10 protein-coding genes, 1 pseudogene and 1 other annotated feature are annotated in these 12,122 nt (G+C 55.8%); of the genes and pseudogenes, 2 read left to right on the top strand and 9 right to left on the bottom strand.

Annotation, left to right across the window (positions count from 1 at the left end; all coding sequences use genetic code 11):
• Positions 1-50: 50 nt before the first annotated feature.
• Complete coding sequence (locus tag H0S68_RS13250) at positions 51-590, bottom strand: septation protein A (protein WP_410528757.1); 540 nt, start codon at positions 588-590, stop codon at positions 51-53.
• A gap of 234 nt (positions 591-824) precedes the next feature.
• Between H0S68_RS13250 and H0S68_RS13245 the strand changes: the two genes are divergently transcribed.
• On the top strand, positions 825-2,528 hold the full coding sequence (locus tag H0S68_RS13245) for a SulP family inorganic anion transporter (RefSeq protein WP_020827161.1): 1,704 nt from the start codon (positions 825-827) through the stop codon (positions 2,526-2,528).
• A 47-nt stretch (positions 2,529-2,575) separates the two neighbouring features.
• On the opposite strand, the gene H0S68_RS13240 is transcribed toward H0S68_RS13245, so the two are convergent.
• Positions 2,576-3,328: a YciC family protein gene (locus H0S68_RS13240; RefSeq protein ID WP_044551674.1), complete on the bottom strand. Its 753-nt coding sequence runs from the start codon at positions 3,326-3,328 to the stop codon at positions 2,576-2,578.
• A 39-nt stretch (positions 3,329-3,367) separates the two neighbouring features.
• Positions 3,368-3,808 (bottom strand): YkgJ family cysteine cluster protein, encoded by a 441-nt coding sequence (locus tag H0S68_RS13235; protein ID WP_020827159.1) that lies wholly within the window; start codon positions 3,806-3,808, stop codon positions 3,368-3,370.
• 283 nt (positions 3,809-4,091) lie between these two features.
• Between H0S68_RS13235 and ompW the strand changes: the two genes are divergently transcribed.
• Complete coding sequence (gene ompW, locus H0S68_RS13230) at positions 4,092-4,736, top strand: outer membrane protein OmpW (protein WP_020827158.1); 645 nt, start codon at positions 4,092-4,094, stop codon at positions 4,734-4,736.
• A 44-nt stretch (positions 4,737-4,780) separates the two neighbouring features.
• Here the strand turns inward: ompW and H0S68_RS13225 are convergent, their stop codons facing one another.
• The 6 genes and pseudogenes from H0S68_RS13225 to H0S68_RS13200 all read right to left on the bottom strand — a co-directional run bounded on the left by H0S68_RS13225 (position 4,781) and on the right by H0S68_RS13200 (position 11,863).
• Positions 4,781-5,095, bottom strand: a complete 315-nt coding sequence (locus H0S68_RS13225; protein WP_020827157.1) for a BON domain-containing protein — start codon at positions 5,093-5,095, stop codon at positions 4,781-4,783.
• A 220-nt stretch (positions 5,096-5,315) separates the two neighbouring features.
• Positions 5,316-6,122, bottom strand: coding sequence for a tryptophan synthase subunit alpha (trpA, locus tag H0S68_RS13220; protein WP_128864675.1), 807 nt, complete (start codon positions 6,120-6,122; stop codon positions 5,316-5,318).
• On the bottom strand, positions 6,122-7,312 hold the full coding sequence (gene trpB / locus H0S68_RS13215; RefSeq protein WP_020827155.1) for a tryptophan synthase subunit beta: 1,191 nt from the start codon (positions 7,310-7,312) through the stop codon (positions 6,122-6,124). The genes trpA and trpB overlap by 1 nt, the downstream gene beginning before the upstream one ends.
• A 31-nt stretch (positions 7,313-7,343) precedes the next feature.
• Complete coding sequence (gene trpCF / locus H0S68_RS13210) at positions 7,344-8,705, bottom strand: bifunctional indole-3-glycerol-phosphate synthase TrpC/phosphoribosylanthranilate isomerase TrpF (protein ID WP_172958990.1); 1,362 nt, start codon at positions 8,703-8,705, stop codon at positions 7,344-7,346.
• Between the two features lie 3 nt (positions 8,706-8,708).
• A pseudogene (gene trpD, locus H0S68_RS13205) lies at positions 8,709-10,304 on the bottom strand (bifunctional anthranilate synthase glutamate amidotransferase component TrpG/anthranilate phosphoribosyltransferase TrpD).
• A complete protein-coding gene (locus H0S68_RS13200) occupies positions 10,304-11,863 on the bottom strand; it encodes an anthranilate synthase component 1 (RefSeq protein ID WP_128864673.1) in 1,560 nt (519 codons plus the stop codon). The pseudogene trpD and the gene H0S68_RS13200 overlap by 1 nt, the downstream one beginning before the upstream one ends.
• Before the next feature lie 27 nt (positions 11,864-11,890).
• Positions 11,891-11,994, bottom strand: a sequence feature (Trp leader region).
• Positions 11,995-12,122: the final 128 nt, after the last annotated feature.

The raw sequence follows: 12,122 nt of genomic DNA, 5'->3' as shown, positions 1-12,122 counted from the left end.
TTTCACTATACTGCCCGTAGCAAAGGCTACGGGCATTAACAATTTTGTAACTATTTTTTCTGTTCTTCCGGCATGTGCCGATAAATATAAATACCGCTTAACAGGGTAAATACCAGCGTCAGCGCGGTCAGGCCGAACACCTTAAAATTGACCCAAACGCTTTGAGGCAGCCAGAACGCGACGTAGATGTTCGCCAGACCGCAGACCAGGAAGAACACCGCCCAGGCCAGATTGAGGTTGTTCCAGACTTTATCCGGCAGCGTCAGCTCTTTCCCCAGCATGCGCTGCACCAACGGCTTCTTGAGCATCAGTTGGCTGATCAGCAGCGCCAGCGCGAACAGCGTGTAGATGATGGTCACTTTCCATTTGATAAACAAATCGTTATGGAACACCAACGTCAGGGTGCCGAACACCAGCACCATCAGGAAGGTGATCAGCGTCATCTTCTCGATTTTGCGGTACTTGAACCAGGTGAACACCAGCGCCAGGGCGGTGGCGACAATCAGCGCGCCAGAGGCCACGTAAATATCGTAGAGCTTATAAAAGGCGAAAAAGACAATTAGCGGGAGGAAATCAAGAAACTGCTTCATAAATCAATCCATCATCTGTTCATCGGCCGACTATACCGGATTTGGCGGGTTCTGTGTACCGCTGGGAAGCGCTGATTATCGGCGTTTGGCCAACGGATTTCCGCCGTGAAAGCAGGAATTTGCATAAACTTACGATTGAAGTCGCGAGTTCGCGGCGTGTGGATTGCCAGCGCGGCATTGGCATCGCATGATACGCCCAATAATAGCCGGATAATTTATAACGGAAAACAGGTTATGCAGTGGAAATCTCTCCAGGCGCTAACGCCCGGTTTGACGCATTTATTAGGGTATCAACGCAGTTGGCTTAAACCGGACATTCGCGCCGGGCTTTCCGTGGCTGCCGTTGCCTTGCCGGTGGCAATTGCCTATGCCGAATTGGCCGGGGTTAGTCCGGTGGTGGGGCTTTATTCCTGTATTTTGCCGATGGTTGCCTATGCCTTCTTCGGTTCCTCACGCCAGCTCATTGTCGGGCCGGATGCTGCAACCTGTGCGGTCATTGCCGCCGTGGTGACGCCGCTGGCGGCGGGCAACATGGAGCGCCACTGGCAGCTCACCATCATGATGACGGCGATGATGGGTGCCTGGTGTCTGTTAGCCAGCCGTTTCAAGCTGGGCGCACTTGCTGACTTGCTCTCCAGACCGATACTCAGCGGGCTGCTCAACGGGGTGGCTATTACCATCATGGTCGATCAGATTGGCAAGGTACTGGGTTTCGGCGTGCATCCGGCGCAGTTGATCGAGCGAATCTACGCTTTACCGGGCAATCTGATGCACAGCGATGTATTGACCATGGCGGTTTCGCTGCTGACCCTGGTTACGCTGATCGGGTTCAAAAAATGGCGGCCTAACTGGCCGGCGCCGCTGTTTGCCATCGTTTTGGCGGCCTTTGTTACCTGGGCCGGTGGGCTGCAGCAGCACGGCGTAGTGACGGTAGGCGGTTTTAGCGACGTATTGCCGATAGTGCAGTGGCCGGATTTTCAGCCAGGCTTGCTGCGCGATATGGTGATCCCGGCGCTTAACCTGGCGGTCGTGAGCTTCGTCAGCATGATGCTGACCGCCCGCAGCTTTGCGGCCAAGAACGGCTATGAGGTCAATGCGGACGCGGAGTTTCGCGCACTGGGGCTGGTGAACATCGTCTCGGCGTTATCGCAGGGTTTCGCCATCAGCGGGGCGGATTCGCGCACGGCTGTCAATGACGCCAACGGTGGCAAGAGCCAACTGGTGTCGATTATTGCGGCAGGGGTGATTGCCTTCGTGTTGCTGTTTCTGATGGCTCCGTTGCAGTTTATTCCGGTGGCAGGACTGGGGGTAGTACTGATGTATGCCGCCTGGTCGCTGTTGGATATTCGCGGTATCTGGATCATGCGGCGCCGAAATGCGCAGGCCTTCAGGTTGGCGATGTTTACCTTCCTTTGTGTACTGCTGGTGGGGGTAATCAGCGGTATTGGCCTGGCGGTATTACTGGGGTTGATGCAGTTCTTGCGCACGGTATTCCGCCCGACGGAGCAGCTGTTGGGCGTCAATGACGAAGGCATGATCCACTCGATGGGCAACAATAACGGCATTAAGCCGGTGCCTGGGGTGATGATGTATCGCTTCAACTCGCCGTTGACCTATTTCAACGTGGCGTATTTCAAACGACGGATCCTGAACCTGGTGGATAGCACGCCGTTTCAACCGCGCTGGGTGGTGGTGGACGCCGTGGCCAGCTTTACCCATGCCGATATCAGCGTCCTGGCGGCAATTGATGAGTTGAAACGTGATTTGTTACAGCGTAACGTTAAATTGGTGTTGGCAGGGCGACGCACCGAATTGACGCGCTGGTTCCGCATCAACCGGGTAGGACGCGATCGGGAATTAATACTGGTACCGGATTTGTACCTGGCACTGAAGCTGATTCAAAGCAAGGAGCAGGCAGAACCAGCCGCGGCCCCATAAACAAAAAGGCACGCAGAAGCGTGCCTTATTTGGAGCCTGTCGCAAGATCAGCTGCGCAGCAGCATATACAGGCGGAACAGGTAAATCAGCAACAGGGCGGAAACCAGGTTGCTCAGAGCCGTCAGCACCACGCTGGCGACGTTCGGGGTCAGCACCGACAGGTGGCTCACCATAAACAGCACCAGCAGCTTGGCTGCCAGCCACAGCATCATTGCCGGAACAATCACACGCGCATTGGCGAAAGCCAGTTTGCAGCTCAGTTTGATCGACGCGAACACGCCTTTCTTGTCGGCGGTGGTGATTACCGGGGCCAGCGAGAAGGCGATCGCCATAATCACACCCGGCACGACAAACAGCGTCAGCCCCAGTTGGATCAGCAGCGTGCAAATAAACAGCAGCAGCAGCAAGCGCGGCAGCTCCGGCGCCGAAGCCCCGATAGCGCGCAGGGCGCTCAGGCGTTGCCCCTGAGAAACCAGGCGAACCAGCGTCAACATCCCGCCTACCAGCAGCACGTTACCCACTAACGCAGAGAAAGTGGCGGCGGCTGAGACCTTCAATAACACCATCTGCTGCTCAGGCGTCATTTGTTGAATGATTTCCTGGATCCCCATACCGGCGGACGCAGCAAAGTCACCTTCCGTTGCGCTCAGGATCTTCAACTGCTCGATGTCAGGGCTGAAAACCTGATTGAGCAGCACAGAAATGAACGCGGTCAACAACGCCAGTATCAGAATACTGGCCAGTTGGTTACGGAAAAAATTAAAACTGTCACGGTACAACGTGTTGGCCGTGATAGGCATGCAGACTCCTTGGCATCGAGAAACAGAGATAAATCAAAATCAGTGGGCGATTGTACCCTGTTCCACGTCGCTGTGGCACCCCGCGAATTGCACTACGGCTATTTCTTCGTCGATCTTGGCGATCGGTAAAGAAAGTGGCAACGGAACCGGCAATGGCGGCAGGCCATAACGTTCGCGAGCGCGGTCGCACGCTTCGTTACGCAGGCCATTCTCTCCCGACTGATCGAACTCACGGCAGGGGCTGGGGCGATTAAGATAAATAGAACAGGAAACCGCTTTGCCGATTTCGCCGTCGAGTGCGGTGCAGCGTGGGGACTTGCTGTTGGTCCCCTGCATACAGCGCAGGAAGGGGGTTAACGGCTCTGTTAGGGATAAAGGAACCACGCCGCCGCCATCTTCCGCTTCGGCCCAATAGAATGACACTCGAAAATAGCCGCAGCATGCGCCGCAACTGACACAGGGATTTTGAATTTCGCTCATCTTGATTGCCCGCCGACTCCTTACGACACCAACCAAAACCAACACGGAAGATGAAATTACGCAGCGGCGTTTTTTTTAGCAACTGAAATTTGAACATGTAAACAATTTGCAACAAAAAGCGTTTTTTGATTCAGATCAATTCTCGATTTATTAGTCTCTTAGGTAACCTTGTTTTTAGTAGGAATTAAAATTTTTACACATAAGATGTGATCTCGATGGGATCATAAATACCCGTAAGTAGGTATATTCCCCTTGGATGATAACCACACAAATGGAATGGATAATGAAAAAGACAACTCTGGTGGTATTGGCGGCGATGATGGCCCCTATGTTGGCAAGTGCGCATCAGGCAGGCGATTTTCTTTTCCGTGCAGGTTCTGCGACCGTACGACCAAATGCCGGATCGGATGATGTACTTGGGCAGGGCTCATTCAGCGCCAATAATAACACCCAGCTTGGCCTGACCTTCGGCTATATGGTTACGGACAATATTGGTGTCGAACTGCTGGCTGCAACGCCGTTTCGCCACAAGGTGGGCTTGAACGGTTCCGCCGTGAACGGTGATATCGCTACGGTGCACGACTTGCCGCCGAGCCTGATGGCGCAGTATTACTTTGGCGACAAGCAGGACAAACTGCGTCCGTATCTGGGCGTGGGCGTGAACTACACCACCTTCTTCGATGAAAAATTCAACGACAACGGCAAAGATGCCGGGTTGAGCAACCTGAGTTTGAAAGACTCCTGGGGTGTGGCCGCGCAGGCGGGCCTGGATTACAACCTGGATGAGCACTGGATGCTGAACATGTCAGTCTGGTGGATGAACATCGAAACCAAAACACGCTTTGACGATGCGGCCGGTAATCATCACAGCATAGATACGCGTTTGGATCCGTGGGTATTTATGTTCGGGGCAGGTTATCGTTTCTGATAGCGGTGAAACAGGGAGGCGCATACAGCGCCTCCGTTTTATTTTTACTTGATCTGCATGACGTTCTCGACGGATTTCACACCCGCTACACCACGAGTTACCTGCACTGCACGGTTGGCATCGGCGCTCGAAGTGACAAAGCCGCTCAATTGCACACGACCTTTAAAGGTCTCGACGCTGATTTCGGTAGATTTGATGGTTTTATCCGCCAGCAGCGCTGACTTCACCTTGGTCGTCACTACCGTGTCATCAATATAACCGCCAGTCCCTTCAGATTTCGCTGTTGGCGCGCAGGCACTCACTGCGAATGCCACAACGGCAGCCATGCACAAGACCGAAAGGGTTTTAAATAGCTTCATAAATTACTCTCCATGCAATGTTATTGTTGAAACTACATTCGGGTTTTCACCTGAAGACGTAGCGCACCCCTAAAAAATAAAGAAATGCCCGACGCGCAACGCTAAGTGTGAGACAAGAATTGGGTTTGTTCAAACTTTAGATGTAAAAAAAATTGCACAACTTTGAGGGTAAACAAGATGTTATCGGCGGGCGCAATCTGCTGCGCCCACCGTTGAAGCCTTATGCCCGGGTAGCCGCTTTCATTTCACGCGTAAAATTCGCCAGTTTCGTCAGCATTTCTGTCGGATTAGCTTGATTCTGCTCGATAATTTTAACGATAGCCGAACCGGATATCGCCCCGGCAGCACCGGCCTGCAGCGCATCGCGAACCTGTGCCGGTTCGGAAATGCCAAACCCTTGCAGCGGCGGTGCCGCATGGTATTCGCGCAATTTATTCACCAGGTGATGAAGTGGCAATTCAGCGCGACTTTCGGTACCGGTGACGCCCGCACGAGATAACAGGTAGGTGTAGCCGCGGCCGTGTGAGGATATTTCACGCAGTAAATCGTCGTCTGCATTGGGTGGGCAGATAAAGATAGGTGCAATGCCATGGCGCGTTGCTGCAGCACGGAAGGGCGCGGACTCTTCATACGGCACGTCGGCAATCAGTACCGAATCAACGCCGACTTCGGCACAGCGTTGGTAAAACGCATCGATGCCTTTATGGAATACCAGGTTGGCGTACATCAGCAGGCCGATAGGAATGTTCGGGTGTTTCTGGCGGATCGCCGCCAGCATTTCGAAGCACTGAGTTGGCGTCACGCCTGAGGCGAAGGCGCGCAGCGCAGCACTTTGAATCGTAGGGCCATCGGCCAGCGGATCGGAGAACGGAATGCCCAGTTCCAGCGCGTCGGCACCGGCTTCAACCAGGGTATCGACGATCTGCAACGAAAGCGCCGGGTTCGGATCGCCGAGGGTAACGAACGGGACGAACGCGCCTTCTTTCTTATCTGCTAGGCGGTTGAACAGTTGTTGATAACGTTCCATCAGATTTCTCCCCGAGCTTTCAGAATGTCGTGAACGGTAAATATGTCTTTGTCGCCGCGGCCGGACAGGTTAACCACCAGAATCTGTTCTTTTTGCGGCGTTTCACGGATCATTTTCAGCGCGTGCGCCAGAGCATGGGAAGACTCCAGCGCCGGGATAATCCCTTCGCTACGCGACAGCGCTTTGAAAGCGTCCAGCGCTTCGTCATCGGTAATAGACACGTATTCAGCCCTACCGATGCTGTTCAGATAGGCGTGTTGCGGCCCGACTGAAGGGAAGTCCAAGCCGGCGGAAATAGAATAGGATTCTTCGATCTGGCCTTCGGAAGTCTGCATCATCGGCGCTTTCATGCCGAAATAGATGCCCACGTGGCCGTGTTTGAGCGGTGCGCCGTGCTGGCCGGTTTCAATCCCTAAACCTGCAGGTTCAACGCCGATCAACCCGACGCTGGTATCGTCGATAAAGTCGGCAAACATACCGATGGCGTTTGAGCCACCGCCAACGCAGGCCAGTACGGCATCCGGCAGGCGGCCTTCACGCTCCAGCATTTGTGCTTTGGTTTCTTCGCCGATCATGCGCTGGAATTCACGCACAATCGTCGGATACGGGTGCGGACCTGCAGCGGTACCCAGCATATAGTGGGCGGTTTTGTAGCTGCCAGACCAGTCGCGCAGCGCTTCGTTACAGGCATCTTTCAGCGTGGAGGAACCGCTGTGCACCGGGATCACTTCCGCTCCCATCAGGCGCATGCGGAAGACGTTGGGTGACTGGCGCTCGATATCTTTGGCGCCCATATAAATGCGGCACTTCAGGCCGAGCAGGGCACAGGCCAGTGCGGAGGCAACGCCGTGTTGACCGGCACCGGTCTCGGCGATGATTTCGGTTTTGCCCATGCGCTTGGCCAACAGCGCCTGACCCAATACCTGGTTAGTTTTGTGCGCGCCACCGTGCAGCAGATCTTCACGCTTCAGATACAGCTTGGTTTTGGTACCGGCAGTGAGGTTTTTGCACAGTGTCAAAGCCGTCGGGCGACCGGCGTAGTTTTTCAACAGGTCGATAAATTCAGCCTGGAATTCTGGATCGCGCTGGGCGCTGACAAAGGCTTCTTCCAGTTGTTTTAAGGCCGGCATCAGAATCTGCGGCACATATTGGCCACCAAATTCGCCGAAGTAGGGGTTAAGCAGCGTCATTTTAGTTCCCGTTATTATCCGTTAATCATAATTAGTAAGCGCGCAGGGTCTGGAACACCGCCGCCAGACGGGCAGGATCCTTAATGCCGGGCTGGCTCTCTACGCCGGAGTTAAAGTCCAACCCGGCACAGCCGAGTTTGGCTGCGTCAACGCAGTTGTCTGCGCTCAGGCCACCGGCCAGCATCACGTTTTCCAGGTTTTCGCCGTGCAATACCGACCAGTCGAAACGCTGCCCGGTGCCACCCGCGCCGTTATCCAGCAGATAACGATCAACGTGCTGCAAATCGCGCTGCGGTAAATGGTCTTTTACGCTCAGTGCTTTCCAAATCTGGCACTCGGCAGGCAGTTCGGCGCGCAGGGCGCTGATATAGGCCTGATCTTCCGAGCCGTGCAGTTGCACCGCTTTCAGCCCCAGGCGTTCGACGGTTTTAACCAGGGTCTCTACCTGCGCGTCGCAGAATACGCCGACATATTTCAGGGGGGCACCCGAGATAACTTCACGGGCGCGGTTGATATCAACATAGCGCGGTGAACGCCCGACGAAAATCAGTCCACCATACACCGCACCTGCCTGATAGGCCGCGCTGGCATCCTGCGGACGGGTCAGCCCGCAGACTTTGTTGTCGCCCAGGATCACCCGGCGTACGGCGGCACGGAGATCGGTTTCCGACATTAATGCGCTGCCAATCAGGAAACCGTTGGCAAAGTGGCTCAGTTCGCGGATCTGACCGTAATTGTTGATGCCGGACTCGCTGATCACCGTCACCCCGTGTGGGACGCGAGGCGCCAACTGGCGAGTGCGATCCAGATCGATACTCAGGTCGCGCAGATCGCGGTTATTGATACCGACCACGCGCGCTTCCAAAGCAATGGCCCGTTGCAGCTCTTCTTCGCTGATCACTTCGGTCAGCACGCCCATGTTCAGGCTGTGCGCTACCGCAGCCAATTGACGGTACTGATCGTCGTTCAGCACGGACAGCATCAGCAGAATGGCGTCGGCCTGATAGAAGCGCGCCAGATAGATCTGATACGGGTCGATAATAAAGTCTTTGCACAGCACCGGCTGTGTCACCGTCTTGCTGACCAGCGGCAGGAAGTCGAAGCTGCCCTGGAAGTATTTTTCATCGGTCAACACCGAGATCGCCGAGGCGAAATCTTTGTAGACCGAAGCAATTTCCACGGGATCGAAATTCTCGCGGATTAATCCTTTGGAAGGGGATGCCTTTTTACATTCAAGAATAAACGCCGTTCTGGCACCCTGCAGCGCGTGATAAAAGCCACGCTCGCTGGGGACGATTTCATTTTGAAAACTGGCCAGTGGCTGTTGTTGCTGTCGTGCTGCGACCCATTGCGCTTTATCACGAACAATCTTGTTGAGCACGGTTTCCTGCATCATTTATCCTCTTGCTGCCAGTGCGGTTACGCGCTCGTAAGCTTTCCCGCTGTGAATCATGTCCAGTGCCTGCTGCGCGTTTTGGCGCAGGTCTTCATGCCCGAATAACTTCAGCAGCAGCGCCACGTTAGCGGCCACCGCAGCGGCGTGCGCCGGGTCACCTTTACCTTGTAACAACCTTGCCAGAATGTCACGATTTTCTTCCGGCGAACCGCCCAGCAGGGCCTCCAGCGGGTAGCGTTGCAGCCCGAAGGATTCTGGCGTCAGCTGATAGCTTTCAATTTCGCCGTTGTTCAGCTCGGCCACGTGGGTCGCGGTGTGGATCGCCACTTCATCCATGCCACCGCCGTGCACGACAGCGGCTCGTTGATAACCCAGCACGCGCAGGGTTTCGGCAATCGGCAGCACCAATTCCGGGCTATAAACGCCGATCAGCGCCAGTGGCGGACGCGCCGGGTTGATCAGCGGGCCGAGTACGTTGAATACCGTACGGGTTTTCAACTGCTGACGTACCGGCATCGCATGGCGGAAACCGGTGTGATACTGCGGCGCGAACAGGAAGCATACGCCCAGGTCATCCAGCGCTTGGCGCGCTTGTTCCGCTGGCAGATCCAGACGAATGCCGAACGCCGCCAGCAGATCGGATGATCCTGACCGGCTGGAAACGCTGCGGTTACCGTGTTTTGCCACTTTGGCGCCGCACGCGGCCGCCACAAAGGCGCTGGCGGTGGAAATATTAATGCTGTTGGTGCCGTCACCGCCGGTGCCGACGATATCGGCAAACGGGTAGTCCGGGCGCGGGAACGGCAGGGCATCGGCCAGCAGCGCTTTAGCCGCGCCGGCGATCTCTTCCGGACGTTCGCCGCGAATTTTCATGCTGATCAGCGCCGCGGCCAACTGGCTTGGCTCCAGCTCACCGCGAACAATGGCGCTGAACAACTGCTGGCTTTCCTGCTGATTCATCGACTCTGAGCGGTACAGTTTTTCAAGAATAGTTTGCATCGTCGTTTCCTCTCGTTATTTCGCCAGCGCCCAGGCCAGAGTTTGCTCAAGCAAACGCGCGCCGTGAGTGGTCAGGATAGATTCCGGATGGAACTGGAAACCGCATACGCGATGCTTGTCATGACGTACTGCCATCACCATGTCGCCGAAGTGGGCGTTAACGGTGAGTTCGGCCGGGATATTGCTGCCGACCAGGGAATGATAACGGGCCACCGGCAGTGGGTTCACCATACCGGCAAACATCCCTTCGCCATCGTGGCTGATGGCCGACGCCTTGCCATGCAGGATTTCCCCGGCCTGGCCGACGTGCCCGCCATAGGCTTCGACGATTGCCTGATGGCCGAGACAGATGCCGATAATGGGTAACTGGCCGCGCAGGCGCTGCAACAGCTCCGGCATGCAGCCGGCTTCGGCCGGTGTGCCCGGGCCAGGAGACAGCATCAGCACCGGCTGGGTCAGTTGCTGCAGGCGCTCGATAATCACCTCGGCAGAAATTTGGTTGCGATAGATCACCACCTGATGGCCGCTGGCGCGCAGCTGATCGACCAGGTTGTAGGTAAAGGAATCAACGTTATCGAGCAGTAAGATATCGGCCATCAGAACACCTCCTTGGCCTGGTGCGCACTGGCAATGGCGCGCAGCACGGCACGTGCCTTATTACGGGTTTCATCGGCTTCCGCCTGTGGTACAGAATCCAGCACTACGCCGGCACCGGCTTGCACGGTGGCAATGCCGTCTTCAACATACGCGGAACGGATGACAATACAGGTATCCAAATCACCGGTGGCGGTGAAGTAACCCACTGCGCCGCCGTAGCTGCCACGACGGGTGCCTTCGGAAGCGGCAATCAGCTGCATGGCGCGCACTTTAGGTGCACCGCTCAGCGTGCCCATGTTCATACAGGCCTGATAGGCGTGCAGCACGTCAAGGTCGGCGCGCAAGGTGCCGATCACACGGGAAACCAGGTGCATTACGAAAGAGTAGCGGTCCACTTTGGTCAGATCGGCCACGTAGCGGCTGCCGGCCTGGCAGATGCGCGCCAGATCGTTTCGCGCCAGATCGACCAGCATCAGGTGCTCGGCCAGCTCTTTATGGTCAGTACGCATTTCCAGCTCGATACGGCTGTCCAGATCCAGGTCCAGTGAACCGTCGGCACGACGACCGCGTGGGCGGGTACCGGCAATCGGGTAGATTTCAATCTGGCGGTTGTTGGCGTCGTATTTCAAGGCACTTTCCGGCGACGCGCCGAACAGGGTGAACTCGTCATCCTGCATAAAGAACATATAGGGGCTTGGGTTGTTGTCTTTCAGCGTCTGATACGCGGCCAGCGGGGCCGGGCAGGGCAGCGAGAAACGACGCGACGGCACCACCTGAAAAATTTCACCCTGACGAATGGCCTGTTGCAGCTCGCTGACCACGGCACCGTATTCTTCATCGGTCTGGTTGCAGCTCAGCTGCATGTTTTCCAGCTTCTGGTGAGGAATGGGCTGCGGCGTCTGTTTCAATTGCACCTGCAGCTGTTCCAGGCGCAGTTGCAGGCGTTGCTCCTCGGCCGGGTCGGCCGTGAATACGCTGGCCTGCAGACGGGCGACGCCGCGTTGGTGATCCAGCACCAACAGGGTTTCCGCCAAATAGAAGCAGAAGTCCGGGCAGCGCTGATCCTGACGCAGTACCGGCAGGTCTTCGAAGCCGGCGACCAAATCGTAAGCAAACAGGCCACCAAGCATGACGGCTTCACGTTCGTCGGCGGGAGAATCCACCAATGTTAGCAGGGTGCGCAGCGCGTCAAATACCGACAGCGACCGCAGGCGAGCGTCTTCATCCTGGATAGCGTCAATCGGCGGGAAAGTCAGTTCCCGGCCGTTAGGGCGCACCTGAATCTGTACTTCAGGCGGCAGCGCCTCATCCAGCAGCGGCAGCATTGCCGCACCGTTGGCGGTCAGCGCCTGCAGGGTGACGATACGACCCAGTGCGGTGATACGCAGGGCACTGTCGATCACCAGCAGGCTTTGCAGGTTTTGCTTGCTGTTGATTTCAGCAGATTCCAACAGCAGGGTTGCCGGACGCGCGCCACATAACTGGTGGAAAATAGTGGTCGGATCGCCCCGGTAACTGGCCTCCGCCTTCAGTAATTTAAGCTGTGGTTTGATGTTCATCTTGGGTCTTCCAGTTAAAATTTGTCCATAAAAAAGCCCGCGTTACCAGCGGGCTTAGGGAATCTGCAGTGTCAGATGACAGGTATGCGTGATTACACCGCCCGCGAAAGGGAGGTACGCCACCAACGAAGAAGAGAAGTTTGCTTATTCATTTCTGTGCTCTCTTGTTTATCATCCAACCAGGGTATCGCCCTGAACTTGTGTACTAGTTAACTGGTTCGCGAGAATAAAGTCAACCCTCTTTTCACACAATGTTTTA

This window comes from Serratia sp. AXJ-M (assembly GCF_046531865.1).
Classification (GTDB): Bacteria; Pseudomonadota; Gammaproteobacteria; order Enterobacterales; family Enterobacteriaceae; genus Serratia; species Serratia liquefaciens.
This window is presented reverse-complemented; position numbering and strand designations above follow the sequence as displayed.

Coding starts and splice junctions, on each gene's coding strand:
- H0S68_RS13200 (WP_128864673.1), bottom strand. CDS start 11,863: ATGAACATCAAACCACAGCTTAAATTACTGAAGGCGGAGGCCAGTTAC.
- H0S68_RS13240 (WP_044551674.1), bottom strand. CDS start 3,328: ATGCCTATCACGGCCAACACGTTGTACCGTGACAGTTTTAATTTTTTC.
- H0S68_RS13245 (WP_020827161.1), top strand. CDS start 825: ATGCAGTGGAAATCTCTCCAGGCGCTAACGCCCGGTTTGACGCATTTA.
- trpCF (WP_172958990.1), bottom strand. CDS start 8,705: ATGCAGGAAACCGTGCTCAACAAGATTGTTCGTGATAAAGCGCAATGG.
- H0S68_RS13235 (WP_020827159.1), bottom strand. CDS start 3,808: ATGAGCGAAATTCAAAATCCCTGTGTCAGTTGCGGCGCATGCTGCGGC.
- H0S68_RS13250 (WP_410528757.1), bottom strand. CDS start 590: ATGAAGCAGTTTCTTGATTTCCTCCCGCTAATTGTCTTTTTCGCCTTT.
- H0S68_RS13225 (WP_020827157.1), bottom strand. CDS start 5,095: ATGAAGCTATTTAAAACCCTTTCGGTCTTGTGCATGGCTGCCGTTGTG.
- ompW (WP_020827158.1), top strand. CDS start 4,092: ATGAAAAAGACAACTCTGGTGGTATTGGCGGCGATGATGGCCCCTATG.
- trpB (WP_020827155.1), bottom strand. CDS start 7,312: ATGACGCTGCTTAACCCCTACTTCGGCGAATTTGGTGGCCAATATGTG.
- trpA (WP_128864675.1), bottom strand. CDS start 6,122: ATGGAACGTTATCAACAACTGTTCAACCGCCTAGCAGATAAGAAAGAA.